Origin of the sequence: Herbaspirillum rhizosphaerae (genome assembly GCF_001189965.1) — a bacterium.
Taxonomy (GTDB): Bacteria; Pseudomonadota; Gammaproteobacteria; order Burkholderiales; family Burkholderiaceae_D; genus Herbaspirillum; species Herbaspirillum rhizosphaerae.
In genome coordinates this window covers 24,740-40,502 of the sequence record NZ_LFLU01000009.1, presented here as the reverse complement: position 1 = coordinate 40,502, position 15,763 = coordinate 24,740, and the positions used below count along the sequence as shown (strand labels likewise).

Here is a 15,763-nt window from a genome sequence, read left to right as displayed (position 1 = left end):
GCGCTTGTCTTCTCGCTTCGGCAGCATCGGACTTATGCGATGATGCTGCTGGCGTCGCGCCGGGGCCGCGTTCTCCGGACGCCCTCTATTCAGAAAGAGATACACATGCACATCGACTGGGCTGGCTTTACACCCTGGACTTCTCTTGCCGGCGGGCTGCTGATCGGGCTGGCCGTGGCGTTGCTGATTTTGCTCAACGGCCGGATCGCGGGTATCAGCGGCATCCTGGGTGGACTGTTGCGGCCATCAAAGGGAGAGGTCTTCTGGCGCGTGGCATTTATCGCAGGATTGCTTATCGCCCCGCTGGCATATGGTCTTGTAGCATCGTTGCCAACCGTCAGCATCGAAGCCGGCACGCCGACGCTGATCATCTCGGGCTTGCTGGTGGGGCTGGGTACGCGCTACGGCTCGGGCTGCACCAGCGGACACGGCGTATGCGGCTTGTCGCGGCTGTCGGTGCGTTCACTGGCAGCGACGATCACCTTCATGGCGGCCGGGTTCGTCACCGTGTTTGTCGTGCGCCATTTGCTCGGCTGAGGAGAACCGTATGTATATCGTGACGGCACTCATCGCCGGATTGATCTTCGGCATCGGACTGATCGTATCGGGCATGACCGATCCTGCGAAAGTAACCGGCTTTCTGGATCTGGCCGGCAGCTGGAATCCCTCGCTGGCGTTCGTCATGGCCGGTGCGATTCTGATCGGGTTTCCGGTGTTTCGCTTTATCGGCGCAAGAAAACAATCGCTGACGGGCGCGCCCCTGCACCTGCCGACAGGCACCCGCATCGACCGCCGCCTCATCGCTGGTGCGCTGCTGTTTGGCGCAGGCTGGGGACTTGCCGGTTATTGCCCCGGTCCGGCGCTGGCATCGCTGGCCACGGGCAGCATGAAGCCGGTGCTGTTCACCATCGCCATGTTGGCCGGGATGGCGATCTTTGAGATTCTGGAGCGTGTTGCTTCTGCGAAGAAGCAAATACGCTAGACGCACCATGAGGATCTCAACGATGAGACCCTCTTTCTGATTTCCCGCACCTCTATTTGGCACCAGCTGACGACAACTGCGCCAGCCGCCGACTGTATTCCTCACTCTCCCGTTCCAGCTCCGGCGCCATGCGCCGCACGGTGCGCAGGAAATGCTGCGCCACCGGCGTGAGCGTCACGCCGCGCCGGCGCACCAGGCCGATGGTGCGCGCCACTACGGGATCAACCAGCGGACGGATCGCGATGCGCGAGCGCGGCTCTTCCGGCAGGGCCGACTGCGGCACCACCGAAATCCCCAGCCCTGCTTCCACCAGACCGAGCGAGGTGGTCAGATGTTCGATCTCGACCGGACGCTCGGGCTGCCAGTTGATGCTCTGCAGCGCCTGGTCGAGGATGATGCGGTTGCCGCTGCCGGAACCGGAAATGATGAGCTGGTAGGGCTTGAGATCTTCCCATCGCACGGTGCTCAGTTGCGCCAATGGATGATCCGTGGGACAGACCAGGCAATAGGGATCGGTGACCAGGGCATCGAAAACGAAATCGGGTTCGGGCAGCGTGGGAAACGTCAGCCCGAGGTCGGCCGTACCGTCGCGCACATTGCGCGCCACCACTTCAACGGTGCCGTCGATCATGCGGATGCGCACGTCGGGACGATGCAGCCGGTAGTCGCGGATGATGCGCGGCAGCAGCTGCTTGGCGACGGTGGGAATGCAAGCGACGACGATCTGCCCGACCCGCGTGTTGCCGGCGTCCTCGACCTGGCGCAGCGCGGCGCCCAGTTCCTGCAGGCTGCGTTGCGCGCCCGGCAGGAACAATTGGCCCGCCGGGGTCAGCGCCACGCGCCGGGTGGTGCGCTCCAGCAGGGGCGTGCCGATGGCCGTTTCCAGCCGCTGGATGCGGCGCGTCAGCGCCGAGGCGGAAATGTTGAGCGACAGCGCGGCGTCGGCAAAGGTCTGGCGTTCGGCCACGGCAACGAAGCCGCGCACGCCGTCCAGATCGACACCGGCGAATTGTTTCTGACTCATTGCTGTTGACTCATGGATGCAGCCTCTTTCTTGTGTACGTCTCCGTCTTGCGATTACTTCCTGAAACGCAATAATAAACACGAAACCTGCAATTTACAAACGAATGTCCGGGGACCAATACTGACGTCACCACAAAGCGCGTCGTTCTTGCCTCCTCCATGGCGGAATCTTGTTTCGACGGCTGCGACCTAATCCTGCCTTCACTACGTCAATTGCTTATGAGTCATTCCGACCAGCTTCAGAACCCTTATACCCGCGGCATTGCCGACTTCGTCAGCACGCTGCGTTACGACGCCATCCCGGCGCCGGTGATCGAGCGCATCAAGCTGCTGATGCTCGATTCGCTCGGCTGCGCGATCTACGGATCGCAATTGCCGTGGAGCCGCATCCTGATGGAAACCCTGGGCGAGGTGGACACCACCGCCGGCGGCTGCACCGTGTGGGGCACCGGCCAACGCCTGTCGGCGCCGCATGCCGCGCTGGTCAACGGCACGCTGGTGCAGAGCTTCGAGCTGGACGACGTGCATCGCGTCGGCGTGCTGCACGTCGGCGCGGTGACGTTGCCGTCGCTGTTCGCCGCGGCGGAGATCAATCCCGGCATGAGCGGCCGCGAGTTCCTCACCGCCTGTGTCGCCGGTTACGAAATCGGCCCGCGCGTCGGCATGTGCATGGGCCAGGAACATATCGCCCAGGGCTGGCATTCGGGCGCCACCGTCGGCGTGTTTTCGGCGGCGGCGGCGGCGTCTGCCGCGCTGAAACTGACGCCGGAGCAAACCGTGCACGCGCTGGGCATCGCCGGTACGCAGGCGTCGGGCCTGATGGCGGCGCAGTTCGGCGCCATGGTCAAGCGCATGCATGCGGGACGGGCGTCGCAAAGCGGCCTGTACGGCGCACTGCTGGCGCGCAAGGGCTTCACCGGCATCATGGATGTGTTTGAAAATCCTTACGGCGGATTCTGCTCGACCTTCTCGCGCTCCACCGACCGCTTCGACATGCACAAGCTGACCGCCGGTCTGGGCGATCGCTTCGAGACGACGCAGATTGCGCTGAAGTTTTATTCCTGCGTCGGCAGCAACCACACCACGCTGGACGCCATCCGCAACATGCAGGCGCGCCATCCCTTCGGCGTGGCCGATGTGGAAAAGGTGCAGGTGCAGGGCTCGCGCGTCACGGTGGATCACGTCGGCTGGAAATATGTGCCGCAAGGCCTGACCTCGGCCCAGTTGAACCTGCCGTATTGCGTGGCGACGCTGCTGCTGGACGGCGATGCCTTCGTCGAGCAGTTCACCGAAGAGAAAGTCACCGATCCGGAACGCATCCGCGTCTCGCAACTGGTGGAGGTGATCGAGGATCCGGCCATCACGGCGCGCGGTTCGGTCTATCGCCACATGGTGCACGTGAAGGTCACGCTGCGCGACGGCACGGTGCTCACGGAAACCGTGGAGACGCCGCGCGGCAGCGAACATTCCTTCGCTTCGGCCGGACAGGTGATCGCCAAATTCCGCAAGCTGACTTCGCACCGGCTGTCGGCGGTGCACAGCGAGCGCATTATTGAACAAGTCATGCAGGCAGAAAAGATGAGCAACGCCGGCGATCTGGTGAATTTGCTGGCCGTACCGCAATAACCGGAAATCACGCGCGCCCTTGCGGGCGCCGCCAAGCTCACAACGCACAAGACGGGACGCCAGAGTCCCGCCTGCCCTACACAGGAGACAACATGAACGCAACTTCGCAAGCACCCGATGGTGCTGCGCATCCGCAGTCCGCAGCATCGGCATCATCGACACAATCCGCACAATCCACACCGGGCCGCCTGCGCTCCATCATCGGCGGCAGCGCCGGCAACGTGATCGAGTGGTACGACTTCCTCGCGTATTCCATCTTTTCGATCTACTTCAGCAAGGCTTTTTTCCCCGGCGGGAACATGACGGTGCAGTTGCTCAACGCCGCCGCCATCGCCTCGGTCGGCTACGTGGTGCGGCCGCTCGGCAGCTGGCTGATCGGCACGCTGGCCGATCGCTACGGCCGCCGTCTGGCGCTGAGCCTGTCGGTGGCAATGATGAGCGTCGGCTCGCTGATCATTGCGCTAACGCCGACCTACGCCACCATCGGCATCGCGGCGCCGGCGATCCTTGTGTTTGCACGCCTGCTGCAAGGCTTCAGCATGGGCGGCGAAGCCGGCACCAGCGCCACTTATCTGAGTGAAATGGCGCCGCCGGGACGTCGCGGCTTTTTCGTCGGTTTCGTGCAGGTGACCGTGGTGATGGGCCAGCTGCTGGCGCTGGGCCTGATGCTGTTGCTGCAGCGCGCATTGCTGACGCCGGAACAGCTGGAAGCCTGGGGCTGGCGCATTCCCTTTTTCATCGGCGGCCTGCTGGCGGTGTTTGCGATGTATCTGCGCCGCGGCATCGCCGAGACCGATTCCTTCATCAAGCATGGTCACGGCGGCAAGCGTTCCGGCGAAAGTCTGCTCAAGGTCTTGCTGCGCCATCGCCGCGAAGTGATCTGGAGCGTCGGCATCAGCGTCGGCGGTACGGTGGCGTTTTACACCTTCACCATCTACCTGCAAAAGTACATGGTCAACACCAGCGGCTTCAGCCGCGACGAGGCGACGCTGATTGCGACGATTGCGCTGCTAATCTACATGGTGTTCCAGCCGCTCTACGGTTTGCTGTCGGATGTGATCGGCCGCCGCAAGGTGATGATGATCTTCGGTTTCGGCGGCACCTTCCTGACCATCCCTATCATGCATGCGCTGGGCAACACCAAGAGCTTTGGCACCGCTTTCCTGCTGAATCTGGCGGCGCTGGGAATACTCAGCGGCTTCAGCTCGATCCACTGGCTGGTCAAGTCGGAACTGTTTCCAGCCAAGGTGCGCGCACTGGGCGTGGGCCTGCCCTTCGCCATCGTCACGGCGGTGATGGGAGGCACCACCGAGTTCGTCGCGCTGCGTCTGAAGGCGTCCGGCCACGAGCCCTGGTTCTTCTACTATGCCAGCCTGTGTGCAGCGATTTCGCTCGTGACGTATATTGTGATGCCCGAGACGCGCCACAGCTCGACCATCGACCGCGAAGCGGCGGCGTCGCACCCTGTCTGAAACGAAACGGAAGACATCATGCTTGCCAAAAACGACTTGTGGGACGCGTCGCAATATCTGCGCTTCGGCGATGAGCGCCTGCGCCCGGCCATCGACCTGCTCACCCATGTACCGGCGACGGCACCTTCGCGCATCCTCGACCTGGGCTGCGGCGCCGGCAACCTGACCGCGATCCTCAAGCAACGCTGGCCCGACGCCGACGTGCACGGCGTGGACGGCTCCGAGAGCATGCTGGAGAAAGCGCGCAAGGAAGCACCCGGCTGCACCTTCCTGCAGGCCGACATCAGCGCATGGACGCCCGACGCCCCGTTCGACCTGATTTATACCAACGCCACCCTGCAGTGGCTGCCCGACCATGCGCAGCTGTTCAGGCGGCTGATCTCTTTCTTGCGGCCCGGCGGCTACCTGGCGGTGCAGATGCCGGTCATGCATGACGCGCCCTTGCGTCTGGCGCAGGTGCAACTGGCGCGCTCGCCGGCTTTTGCCGATGTGCTGGGCGATGTGTCAGAGCGGCGTTCGGTGCTGCCCCCTCAGGGCTATTACGATCTGCTGCGCCCGCTGGCGGCGAACATTGATATCTGGCAGACAACTTATCTGCACGTCCTCAGCGATCCGGATCCGGTGCTGCAATGGGCCAGCGGTAGCAGCCTGCGTCCTTATCTGGAGAAATTGCAGGGCGAGCGTCTCGCCGCTTTCCGTGAAGCGTATGCGCAGCAGATGCGCGAGGCCTATCCGGCCGGCGCGGACGGCACGACCTTGCTGCCTTTCCAACGTTTGTTTTTAGTCATCACTCTTTGAGCAAAATCGGCGCGCACGCCGGTTTTTACGCGGAAAAATATTTCCTGCAATAAAGTTCTCCGCCATACTTGCCGTTAACAAACATCCAGTGCGAAACATTCTCCATCGTCAGCGTCTTTGCCCCAAACCGGTTCGAAGATTGACATTGAAGGATTCGCCACTAAAGTCTTAACGTGCACGGCAGTACTCCGGGAGAAGAACATGAAAAAAATCAACATGAACGTCAAGGATGAAGTCTATGACTCGCTGGATCGCGAGTTCAAGAACTTCATCCGCCTGTCATTGAAGTGCGACTCCGGTTTTGTGTCGCCGTCGTTCGACAATTTTTTGTTGGCAAAACTATCAGACAACACGACCTTCCTGACCGAAGAAGCCGTGCAGCATCTGATGATGTCGGGCCAGTACGCATGGGCCAAGCGCGCGCTGGACAAGGATTTCCCGGACGTGGTGGCGATCCTGATTTCGCAGGCGTCGAACTACGGCTTCCATATCGCGGTGCGCCAGGACTGGGGCTCGGACGATCTGACGGCGGCGTCCAAGGCGTGGTCCACGGCCATCGTCAAGCAGGCCAAGGGCGATGAATCGCAGATCGACATCCTGGCCGCGCAGATCAAATCGTCGGCGGTCAGCATCGCCCACGTGGAAGAGAAACTGAAGACGCCGGCCTGGCGGCTTGCGGCGTCGCTGGCGCAGCAACTGCACGACGCCAAGATCGCCGTCGAACACGCCCGCGGCAGCGTCGCGCATGAAAAGCTCGGCGCGTTGCGCAGCCTGCTGAAGCTGGGCATCGCCTACGGCTCGGTCAAGGAAAAGGACGAGAAGGAAATCCTGGAGCGCCTGCGCGTGAAGAAGCCTTATCTCTTCGCCGAGGAAGAAAGCTTCCTCACCCGCGCGATTGCCTGGTGGCGCAGCGTGTTTGCCTGATCTTGCCGGATCTGCGAGGACGCGCTCTTCGGCGTTGTGTCATCATCCGGTGTTGTGCATCAGGCAAGACGAATCGACAAGACTGATAATAACGAGGCCACAGCAAGATGATGAAGACATTCACGACACTGAAGAACCGGACGGCGGCGATATCGGCAATCGCGGCGCTATCGACACTGACGGTTCTGCTGACATGCAACGCCGCCGCACAGGCGCAAACTCCAGGAACCACGATGACGCAAGCCACCCCCTCCTCCGCACCGGCAAACCCCTCCATGGCGGCGCTGTTTGCGCCGCACGGCGCCTTGCGCGCCTCGATCAATCTCGGCAATCCGGTATTGGCGAACCTGGATCCCAAGACCGGCGCGCCGGTCGGGGTTTCGGTCGATCTGGCGACAGAACTGGCCAGACGGCTGGGCGTGCCGCTGCAACTGGTGGCGGTGAAGTCGGCCGGCAATTCGGTGGAAAACATCGAGCAGGACAAGGCCGACATCGGCTTTTTCGCGGTCGATCCCAAGCGCGCGCAAGAGATCAGTTTTACCGGTCCGTATGTGCTGATCGAAGGTTTCTACGCCGTGCGCAACGACTCGCCGATCACGGCCAATGAACAGGTCGACAAGGCCGGCATCACCGTCGCCGTCGGCAAGGGCAGCGCCTACGACCTGTTCCTCTCACGCGAACTGCATCAGGCAACCATCGTGCGCATCCCGACTTCGCCTGCCGTGGTGCAAGGTTTTATCGACCAGAACCTGAGCGTGGCGGCCGGCGTCAAGCAACAGCTTGAACAGGATGCAGCCAGGGTCGGCGGCATGCGGATTTTGCCGCAGCGCTTCATGGTGATCCGCCAGGCGATGGGCGTGCCCAAGGCCAGGGGCGACGCCGCCGCGGCTTATTTGGCCGGCTTTGTCGAAGAGATGAAGGCGTCCGGTTTTGTCGCCGCCTCGCTGGCGAAGAACGGTATCGAAGGCGCTATCGTCGCCAAGGCCGGCGACTGATTCAGAAACCGGCCGGAGAAACGGCCGTTGCGCCCGGCCTTGCAGGCCGGGGCTGTGCGGTATCGCTTGAGGTAGAACTTAAGCGATGCGGCGTTGTACGGCAACAGCCGGCGATGCCGGCGCCTTGCGCACCGGCTTGTGTGCGAAGTCCTCGAGACGCTGCACGGTCGCCGTCGGCGCCGCGATGACATGTTCCGCGTGGGCGTCGGCATTCTCTGTTTCCTCTTCCAGCTTGAACACGCTCACGGCGCTGGCCAGCAGACCGGCATGCTGTTGCAGGCTCTCGGCTGCCGCCGCGGCCTCTTCCACCAGCGCGGCGTTTCTCTGCGTCATGGAATCGATGTGCGCCATCGCGCCGCCCACCTCGGCAATGCCCGCGCTTTGCTCCTGGCTGGAGGTCGTGATTTCGGACATGATGCCGACCACTTCATTGATTGAATTGACGATGTCGTTCATGGTCTGTCCAGCGCCCTGCACTTGACGGCCGCCGGCTTCAACCTTGCCGACCGAGTCGTCGATCAGTCCCTTGATTTCTTTTGCCGCAGCCGCGGAGCGTTGCGCCAGCACGCGCACTTCCGACGCCACCACCGCGAATCCGCGTCCTTGCTCGCCGGCGCGTGCTGCTTCGACTGCCGCGTTCAGCGCCAGGATATTGGTCTGGAAGGCGATGCCGTCGATCACGCTGATGATGCCGCTGATCTTGTCCGAGCTTTGCTTGATGGACGCCATCGTTTCGACCACATCGCCGACCGCTTGCCCGCCCTTGACGGCAAAGTTGGATGCCGACAAGGCCAGCGCATTGGCATGCTCGGCATTGGCGGCATTCTTCTTGACGGTGGCGGTCAGCACTTCCATCGACGATGCGGTTTCCTGCAGGCTGGACGCCTGCGACTCGGTGCGCTGCGACAAGTCGTTGTTGCCGATCGCGATCTCACGCGAAGCTGCCGTGATGACCTTGGCGCTGCGGCGCACATTGGAAATCAATTGCGCCAGGCTCACGTTCATGTTGCTGAAAGCGCCGACCAGCGCCGAAATCTCGTCCTTGCCGTGCGACACGCTTTGCAGGCGCAGGTCGCCGGCGGCGGTGCTTTCCACCGCACTGCTCAGGAAGCCGATTTCTTCCCTGAAGGAGTTATAAAACCCCGCCAGCAGATAGCCCGCCAGCGCCAGCACCGCGAGCACTGCAGCCATGATCAGGTTGCGACGCTCCTGGTAGTGTCCTACGCGCTGCGCCAGCTGATCGTTAAGCAAAGTCGTCGCCGCGCCCGACAGCGTCTGCAGTTGTTGCGTGGCCTGCTCGGCGGCGCCGATGAATTGCTCGCCGGAGGTCTGGTCCAGCGACTTCATTACTTCGTTGGTGGCGCGCTCAAAGAAAGCGGCGGCAACCGGCAGCGACGCCACCTGCCGGCTCAGTTGCGCCTTCCATTCCGGCGTGTCGTAGAACAGCGCATTGAGTTTTTCTGACAATTGCGTCAGCTCGATTTTGCCGCTGGTCACGGTCGAGGCGAGCATGACTTCTTCGTTCGCTTCCAGCAAGCCGGTGTCGATGTAGGCGGCGCCGCGGCCGCCGATGGTCAGCAGGTTTTCGGTGACGGCGGGGATGTTGTCCAGCAGAGTCAGCGCGAGATAATGCGTGCTGGTTTCCGGATCGAGGCGCAGATTAGTGCGGTCAGCGATGCCGGTCCGGAACTTTTGCACTTGCGCGATCAGGGCGGCGTGCGCAGCATAGTCGTCTTTGGCTTTCACGTCCGTCTGTTGCTGCATCGCGGTCCATTTTTTCTGTATGTCGGCGAGCGCGTCGTGCAGGCCGATGCGAGATACCGTCGCGCCATCGCGCTCGAACTCGGTCAGCTTATTGGAAATCGATGTCTGCAACAGCTTGGCCGGCGCCTGCATCTTGGCGTTGCCGCCGAGCTCCATGTAGCGCAGCGCCTGATGGCGTTGCAGCAGGACGTGGATATCTTCCGCCTTGACGGCATAGCGCAGGCCGTCTTGCTCCAGCTCGGCGAAGGCGATGGATTTTTGCAATTCGTTGAAGAGCAAGCCGGTCACCAGACCCAGCGGCAGGATGAACACCAGCGACACAAGCAAGAACTTGGGCAGCAGACGCAACTGCTCCATCAATCTGGTGGCGGGGAGTAACAGGGCGTTCACGGGCGACCTCACTGGCATGGCTAAAGACCTCGCAGTATGAGCAAGGAATATGACCAGTTTGTGAACATGGGAGGTCGGAACGCGAGCCGGATGGGGGCGTGCGCTGCCGCGCCTGATGCGAGTGTGACGAGTATCGCGATATCGCGATGTCGCGCAATACAACATCCGCGTGGCGGATGATGCAATGGTATGGTGGTGCCGGTATATTTCCCGACCGCCGGCTCCGGTAGGTGCAATGCTGAATTGCGCGTTTGCCGGGATTCTAAAGATGCTTTTTGACAGACGTGTGACGTTGGCGTTCTTACTGCCGATTCATGTGTAAAACTTGTCTTTACATCAAGGACCTTATCGATATGGATGGAACGATCACTACCCGACATGCCGTGCCGGGCGACGCGCAGGCACTCTGCGCGGCGGAACGGAAAACCGGCAAGACGCCCGGACTGCTGATTTCTCTTCCGCATGAGTTCTCCGTCAGCAGTTTCGAAGACAAGATTGCGTGGCTGGCGACCGCCGGCGTTTACCTGGTCGCAGAGTTGAACGGCGAGATGGCCGGCCATGCCTTGCTTGAGCCTTTGCCGCTGAGTGCGATGTCACACGTGTTTTCACTGACGGTTGTTGTGCATCCCGGCCATACCGGGCGCGGCGTCGGGACGCATTTGATGGGTGCGGTATTGCAGTGGTCCGAAGACCATCCTGCGGTCGAGAAGATTGAATTGCGAGTGCGTGAAAGCAATGCCGTTGCCAGACATCTGTACCGGCGTTTCGGCTTTGTCGAGGAAGGGCGTTTTGAGAAACGTATCAAGCTTCCTGACGGCACCTATCTGGCGGATGTCTGCATGGCTAGATTCTCGAAGAAATAAAAAAGCCCGCGATCGGCGCGGGCCGACGGCGGGCGAATCAGTCTTTCGACCGAGAGGAGACGACGTGATGTCAGGTGTTACTTTATCGATCACGCCGCTTCCGGACTATCGGGCATTTCCTGATTTCCGCATGCCAACGTCATCAGAATCCGAGACGGCGCAGGTCTTCCGCGACGAACATTTGTCCGCTGCGGTTTTTGACGGCGGGCAGCTCCGCCACTTTGGCGCGCCAGGCACGTAATGCCGTGAGTTCTTCCGCGATGGGGATGCCGGCTGCATCGGCAAACGCCAGGCCGGCGAAGACGGTGATGTCCGGCATTGAGAATTGCTCGCCGGCGACGAAACTGCTGGTGCGCAACACCTGATCGAAGTAAACCATTCCCTGCAGCGCCTTTTCGCGCTCACGCTCGCCCCACTCCTTGCGATGCGCCCATTCCGGACTCTTGTACTTTTGCAGATCGTTGCCCAGGCCCGGCGTGGCGTGGTGGAAGTAGATGCCCACCGCGTCGATCAGGCCGTTTTCGGCGCGGCGCTGCATCATGTGGATGACGGCTTTTTCCTTGGGCGTGCGGCCGGTCAGCACCGGATTGCCGTCGAGGTTGTCAAGATACTCGGTGATGGCGGTGCTCTCGGAGATCAGGGTGCCGTCATCCAGTTCCAGCAGCGGCAGAACGCCGGAGGGGTTCTTCGCCAGATAGGCGGCCTGCTTGTGCTCGGCGCCGATCAGGTCCACGGATTCAAACGTGACCTGCGCATCCAGGCCCTTTTGTGCGAGAACGATGCGGATGCGGGCGGGGTTGGGGAAACCGGGGCGGTCGTAGATCTTCATTGTTGAAACTCCTGTCTGTTGGTTAATTGGTGGTCAATTGGTTGGCTGATCGATTTACTCATTCATCTATCTATCGATAGATAGACATTAAAGAAGTACAATGCTCCTGTCAACAACTATCTATCGATAGAGAGATTTGCACGATGAATGCGACAGATACCAGAGAGAAAATCATGAGCGCCGCACGCAAGACCGTGCAGGCGCATGGCTATAGTGCGCTGAGCTTTCGCGACCTGGCGGCGGAAGTCGGCATCAAGAGCGCCAGCGTCCACTACCATTTCCCGACCAAGGGCGACCTGGGCGCGGCGATCGCGCGCCGTTATACCGACGACGGCATCGCGTATCTGAGCGAATTGATGGCGGGCTACAAGGACCAGCGTTCATGCCTGAAGAAGTACACCGACATCTTTCGCGCGGCGCTGATCGACGATAACCGCATGTGTCTGTGCGGCATCATGTCTGCCGAGCACGAAGATCTGCCGCCCGAAGTGAGCGCGGAGGTAGACCGCTTCAACGCCGTGAACATCGACTGGATCACCACCCTGCTGTCGTTGGAACAAGCCGATCCGAAACAGAAAAAAGCCCTCCGGCACCGCGCGCTCGGCATCTTTGCCGCCATCGGCGGCGCGCAATTGCTGGCGCGTGGACAGAACGACGTCGCCGTCTACGACGAAGTCCTCGACAGCTATCGCGTTGCCGGGCTCATCCCCTGAATTGCCGCACGGCATGCAGAATTCTCCTTGCGGACGGAAGCATTTGTCTCAGCGCGTTGATTCGGATAACTTTGCCGGAAGCGGCCTGAAATTCATCCACCAATAGGGAGAAATAAACCGTGTCTGATTCCGTTGCTATCGCATCGATATTACTGGCGCTGTTAATCGGTGCAATCAGTCCCGGGCCGAGTTTTGTGCTCGTCGTACGAAATGCGATCGGCTTGTCGCGGCGAGACGGGATTGCAACCGCGTTGGGAATGGGTCTGGGCGGAATTCTGTTCAGTGGCGTGGCGCTGGCGGGCCTCTACTCGCTGCTGACTGCCGTCTCCTGGCTCTACGTGACCTTGAAAATCATTGGGGGAGCCTATCTTGTTTTCCTGGCGACCAAAATATGGCGATCCGCAAGCGCGCCCCTTGTCATCGATAATCTCGCGCGCACAGCATCAAGAGGACTCAGGCATTCGTTTTGGATCGGTGTCGCGACTCAGCTCAGCAATCCCAAGACCGCCATTGTCTACGGCAGTATTTTCGCGTCATTGCTGCCCCAACATCCTCCTCTCTGGTGTTACCTCGTCATGCCGCCGCTGGTTTTTATCGTCGAGTCGGGCTGGTACATGGTCGTCGCCCTCTGTTTCTCAAGCAAAGCCCCCCGCGATCTCTATTTGCGAAGTAAGAAGACGCTGGATCGTTTCGCTGCCGGCATCATCGCCGCACTGGGAGTGCATCTGGTGTTCAGCACCTATGGCATGAAGAGCTGACAAGGGAAGCCGCCGGATTTTTCAAAAATTGCCGGGCCGTATCAAATGGCCTGATGGCCGACGTCAGGCAGGCCTTGCGCCGTCTCACCCGCAGCGTTCATGTTGATCCCCGGCAGCGGCATGGCGGTGCGCATCGGTTTCAGCGCTGCGCACCGTCCACTCTGCATCAGAACAGGTGGCGTATTCCCACGCCCATGGCCTGGTTCCCCGATCCCAGTTCCGTCGCGTTGCCGACCGTATAGAAGCCCGTCGTTCCTGCGGCAGCGTGGTTGCGGATATGCGCATAGGTCGCATACAGATCGGTACGCTTGGACAAGGCATAGGTGTAGCCGAGGCCGATCTGGCTGGCATCGTTGTGTTGCGCCGTCCGGTCTTGCTTCTTGATGTAAGAGACGATGAACTTGTGCACCACGGCCACCGGGATGACGGCGCCCACCAGATAATCCCGCGAGTCTTTGTTGACGGTGCCCATCACGCTGTTGTTCTTGTTGATGGCATAGTTGAGGTAACCGGTGACGGCGCCGAAGTTGTAGCGCGCGCCGAGGAAGATATCCCTGCCGTTGGCCGAACTGCTGCTATTGACGCTGGCCCACGCCAGCTTGACGTTCAGGGCGCCGGTGCCATACCCGATTGCCGCGCCCAGCTGGCGGCTCGCGGTACTGCTTCCCGCCACTTCACCGAAGCCGTAGGCCAGCTCCGAGTTCAAACCGGTGACGCCGCCGTAGGTATATTTCACGGTGTCGGTCATGCGATTATTGCCGCTGACGCCGCCGGCGCTGATGAGGTTGGACGACTGGCCCGCCAGGCCGGTAACGAACGGGTCGTTCTCGACTTGCGCGTTGGCCAGCGGCGTGTATTGACGCCCCAATGTGACGGCGCTGCGGTCTTGCCGCAAGCCGACCACGGAGGTGCGTCCGAATAGCGCGCCGCCTTGCCCCAGGGCGCCGGTGTCGATGGTGAAACCGGACTCCAGGATGAAGAACGCAGCCATGCCGCCGCCCAGATCTTCGACCCCCTTGAAACCCAGCCGCGACCCCGATTCGACACCGCTGGTGAGCTTGGTGATTGGACCGGCGACGCCTCCGCTTTCACGGACGATGCCGGCGTCGACCACGCCATAGATCGTCACCGAACCTTGCGCCTGCGCCGCACCCGCCGTCATTCCTACTGCGCCTACGAACGTCAACATCATTTTTTTCATTGCTCGCTCCCTTTTAGAAAATAAGAAAACACCCGTTGTGACCACGAAATTCCTGCCCTTGATCTTTGCCCTTGCTGCGGCGCTATCCTTCGGTATCTTCAGGACGAGAAGAGACCGGCTGCAGCAGCCATTTGCAGATAACTGAAAAATGCGGACGCGCGTTTCCACCACCGCCGGAAACGGCAGTGCGCTACATCAGGTGGTGGAAAGAGAATTGCCCGTCAGCGAGGCAATCCGTCAGACGAGAAAGCGTTCCGCCAGCAAGACCCAGTAAGCCGATCCGGTGGCGATGTTTGCATCGTTGAAATCGTATTGCGGATTGTGTACGGAGCAGGCCCAGTGAGCGCCTGCTGCTGCGTCGTCATCGTCGCCGTTGCCGATGAAGAGGTAGCATCCGGGCACTGCTTCCAGCATGAAGGCGAAATCCTCGCTGGCAGTAACCGGCGCGGCCGGCGCCACCACCTTCGACGCGCCCACCAGCGCCAGTGCAACGTCCGTGGCGAACGCGGTTTCCGCAACGGTGTTGACCAGCACCGGATAGCCCCGGCCATGCACGATCTCAGCCTGCACGCCGTAGCTGGCGGCCTGCGCATGCACCAGTTCGGCGATGCGCCGCTTGACCAGATCGTGCGTCTGCCGGTCCATGGTGCGCACGCTCAGTTTCAGCGTGGCGCTGTCGGGGATGACGTTGTTGGCGTCGCCCGCCAGGAAGGCGCCTACCGTAATCACCGCCATCTGCAGCGGCGCCACGTTGCGCGACACGATGCTTTGCAATCCCGTGACGATGGCCGCCCCAGCCACTACCGGATCGGCCGCGTGCTGCGGCATGGCGCCATGCCCGCCGCGTCCGGTCAGGATGATATTGATGTTCTCGCTGGACGACATGGCCGCGCCGGCGCGCAAGTGCAGCTCGCCCGTGGGGATGCCGGGCAAGTTATGCATCGCGAACACGGCATCGCACGGAAACTGTTCGAAGAGTCCTTCGTCCATCATCTTCCTGGCGCCGCCCAGGCCTTCTTCCGCGGGTTGAAAGATCAGGTTCAGGGTGCCGTCGAAACGCCCGTCCCCGGCCAGGTATTTCGCTGCCGCCAGCAGCATGGCGGTATGTCCGTCATGGCCGCATCCATGCATGATGCCGGCGCGGCGGCTGGCATGCGGCAAGCCGCTCGCTTCCTGTATCGGGAGGGCATCCATTTCGGCCCGCAAACCCAGGCGCCGCGACCCGCTGCCGCGGCGCAATTGCCCCACCAGGCCGGTGCCGCCCAGGCCGCGTGTAACGTGGTAACCCCAGTCCGTCAGTCGCTGTGCAACGATGTCGCTGGTGCGCACTTCCTCGAATCCCAGCTCGGGATGCTGATGAAAATCGCGGCGCAGGCTGACAAACTCGCCACTGCGCTCTTGCATGGCGAGGAGTAATTGGTGCAT

Annotated in this window: 15 protein-coding genes; 10 read left to right on the top strand and 5 right to left on the bottom strand. The window is 61.4% G+C overall.

Going from position 1 to position 15,763, the window contains the following annotated elements; genetic code table 11:
- The first annotated feature begins 39 nt into the window (after positions 1-39).
- Both AKL25_RS13785 and AKL25_RS13780 read left to right on the top strand, forming a co-directional pair.
- Positions 40-537 (top strand): YeeE/YedE family protein, encoded by a 498-nt coding sequence (locus tag AKL25_RS13785; protein WP_338034488.1) that lies wholly within the window; start codon positions 40-42, stop codon positions 535-537.
- Positions 538-547: 10 nt separating this feature from the next.
- Positions 548-982: a YeeE/YedE family protein gene (locus tag AKL25_RS13780; RefSeq protein WP_050478261.1), complete on the top strand. Its 435-nt coding sequence runs from the start codon at positions 548-550 to the stop codon at positions 980-982.
- A gap of 52 nt (positions 983-1,034) precedes the next feature.
- On the opposite strand, the gene AKL25_RS13775 is transcribed toward AKL25_RS13780, so the two are convergent.
- Entirely contained in the window at positions 1,035-2,006 is a 972-nt protein-coding gene (locus tag AKL25_RS13775) for a LysR family transcriptional regulator (protein ID WP_050478260.1), read from the bottom strand.
- 218 nt (positions 2,007-2,224) lie between these two features.
- Here AKL25_RS13775 and AKL25_RS13770 point away from each other — a divergent pair, with 218 nt between their 5' ends.
- The 5 genes from AKL25_RS13770 (at position 2,225) to AKL25_RS13750 (ending at position 7,820) form a co-directional block, all read left to right on the top strand.
- A complete protein-coding gene (locus AKL25_RS13770; protein ID WP_050478259.1) occupies positions 2,225-3,631 on the top strand; it encodes an MmgE/PrpD family protein in 1,407 nt (468 codons plus the stop codon).
- Positions 3,632-3,723: 92 nt separating this feature from the next.
- Positions 3,724-5,103: an MFS transporter gene (locus AKL25_RS13765; RefSeq protein ID WP_205627252.1), complete on the top strand. Its 1,380-nt coding sequence runs from the start codon at positions 3,724-3,726 to the stop codon at positions 5,101-5,103.
- A gap of 18 nt (positions 5,104-5,121) precedes the next feature.
- Complete coding sequence (locus tag AKL25_RS13760) at positions 5,122-5,901, top strand: methyltransferase domain-containing protein (protein ID WP_050478258.1); 780 nt, start codon at positions 5,122-5,124, stop codon at positions 5,899-5,901.
- Between the two features lie 201 nt (positions 5,902-6,102).
- On the top strand, positions 6,103-6,825 hold the full coding sequence (locus AKL25_RS13755) for a DUF4088 family protein (protein WP_050478257.1): 723 nt from the start codon (positions 6,103-6,105) through the stop codon (positions 6,823-6,825).
- A 233-nt stretch (positions 6,826-7,058) separates the two neighbouring features.
- Positions 7,059-7,820 carry an ABC transporter substrate-binding protein gene (locus AKL25_RS13750; protein WP_050478256.1) on the top strand — a complete coding sequence of 254 codons (762 nt, stop codon included), beginning with the start codon at positions 7,059-7,061 and terminating at the stop codon, positions 7,818-7,820.
- Positions 7,821-7,898: 78 nt separating this feature from the next.
- Here AKL25_RS13750 and AKL25_RS24770 read toward each other — a convergent pair whose 3' ends face one another.
- Positions 7,899-9,974, bottom strand: a complete 2,076-nt coding sequence (locus AKL25_RS24770) for a methyl-accepting chemotaxis protein (RefSeq protein ID WP_276203013.1) — start codon at positions 9,972-9,974, stop codon at positions 7,899-7,901.
- A 353-nt stretch (positions 9,975-10,327) separates the two neighbouring features.
- Here AKL25_RS24770 and AKL25_RS13740 point away from each other — a divergent pair, with 353 nt between their 5' ends.
- On the top strand, positions 10,328-10,837 hold the full coding sequence (locus AKL25_RS13740) for a GNAT family N-acetyltransferase (RefSeq protein WP_050478254.1): 510 nt from the start codon (positions 10,328-10,330) through the stop codon (positions 10,835-10,837).
- Positions 10,838-10,979: 142 nt separating this feature from the next.
- Here AKL25_RS13740 and AKL25_RS13735 read toward each other — a convergent pair whose 3' ends face one another.
- The gene (locus AKL25_RS13735) at positions 10,980-11,666 is read right to left on the bottom strand and encodes a glutathione S-transferase (protein WP_050478253.1); all 687 of its coding nucleotides are present in this window, start codon (positions 11,664-11,666) and stop codon (positions 10,980-10,982) included.
- A 173-nt stretch (positions 11,667-11,839) separates the two neighbouring features.
- Here AKL25_RS13735 and AKL25_RS13730 point away from each other — a divergent pair, with 173 nt between their 5' ends.
- Positions 11,840-12,379, top strand: a complete 540-nt coding sequence (locus tag AKL25_RS13730) for a TetR/AcrR family transcriptional regulator (protein ID WP_338034486.1) — start codon at positions 11,840-11,842, stop codon at positions 12,377-12,379.
- A 119-nt stretch (positions 12,380-12,498) separates the two neighbouring features.
- The gene (locus tag AKL25_RS13725) at positions 12,499-13,137 is read left to right on the top strand and encodes a LysE family translocator (protein WP_050478251.1); all 639 of its coding nucleotides are present in this window, start codon (positions 12,499-12,501) and stop codon (positions 13,135-13,137) included.
- A gap of 166 nt (positions 13,138-13,303) precedes the next feature.
- Here AKL25_RS13725 and AKL25_RS13720 read toward each other — a convergent pair whose 3' ends face one another.
- Positions 13,304-14,338, bottom strand: a complete 1,035-nt coding sequence (locus AKL25_RS13720) for a porin (protein WP_050478250.1) — start codon at positions 14,336-14,338, stop codon at positions 13,304-13,306.
- Positions 14,339-14,575: 237 nt separating this feature from the next.
- Positions 14,576-15,763, bottom strand: a complete 1,188-nt coding sequence (locus AKL25_RS13715) for a M20 aminoacylase family protein (protein WP_050478249.1) — start codon at positions 15,761-15,763, stop codon at positions 14,576-14,578.

What these genes read in the sequence shown, in the direction of transcription:
- AKL25_RS13785 (WP_338034488.1), top strand. Translation starts at nt 40, where the DNA reads ATGATGCTGCTGGCGTCGCGCCGGGGCCGCGTTCTCCGGACGCCCTCT.
- AKL25_RS13780 (WP_050478261.1), top strand. Translation starts at nt 548, where the DNA reads ATGTATATCGTGACGGCACTCATCGCCGGATTGATCTTCGGCATCGGA.
- AKL25_RS13775 (WP_050478260.1), bottom strand. Translation starts at nt 2,006, where the DNA reads ATGAGTCAGAAACAATTCGCCGGTGTCGATCTGGACGGCGTGCGCGGC.
- AKL25_RS13770 (WP_050478259.1), top strand. Translation starts at nt 2,225, where the DNA reads ATGAGTCATTCCGACCAGCTTCAGAACCCTTATACCCGCGGCATTGCC.
- AKL25_RS13765 (WP_205627252.1), top strand. Translation starts at nt 3,724, where the DNA reads ATGAACGCAACTTCGCAAGCACCCGATGGTGCTGCGCATCCGCAGTCC.
- AKL25_RS13760 (WP_050478258.1), top strand. Translation starts at nt 5,122, where the DNA reads ATGCTTGCCAAAAACGACTTGTGGGACGCGTCGCAATATCTGCGCTTC.
- AKL25_RS13755 (WP_050478257.1), top strand. Translation starts at nt 6,103, where the DNA reads ATGAAAAAAATCAACATGAACGTCAAGGATGAAGTCTATGACTCGCTG.
- AKL25_RS13750 (WP_050478256.1), top strand. Translation starts at nt 7,059, where the DNA reads ATGACGCAAGCCACCCCCTCCTCCGCACCGGCAAACCCCTCCATGGCG.
- AKL25_RS13740 (WP_050478254.1), top strand. Translation starts at nt 10,328, where the DNA reads ATGGATGGAACGATCACTACCCGACATGCCGTGCCGGGCGACGCGCAG.
- AKL25_RS13735 (WP_050478253.1), bottom strand. Translation starts at nt 11,666, where the DNA reads ATGAAGATCTACGACCGCCCCGGTTTCCCCAACCCCGCCCGCATCCGC.
- AKL25_RS13730 (WP_338034486.1), top strand. Translation starts at nt 11,840, where the DNA reads ATGAGCGCCGCACGCAAGACCGTGCAGGCGCATGGCTATAGTGCGCTG.
- AKL25_RS13720 (WP_050478250.1), bottom strand. Translation starts at nt 14,338, where the DNA reads ATGAAAAAAATGATGTTGACGTTCGTAGGCGCAGTAGGAATGACGGCG.
- AKL25_RS13715 (WP_050478249.1), bottom strand. Translation starts at nt 15,763, where the DNA reads ATGCACCAATTACTCCTCGCCATGCAAGAGCGCAGTGGCGAGTTTGTC.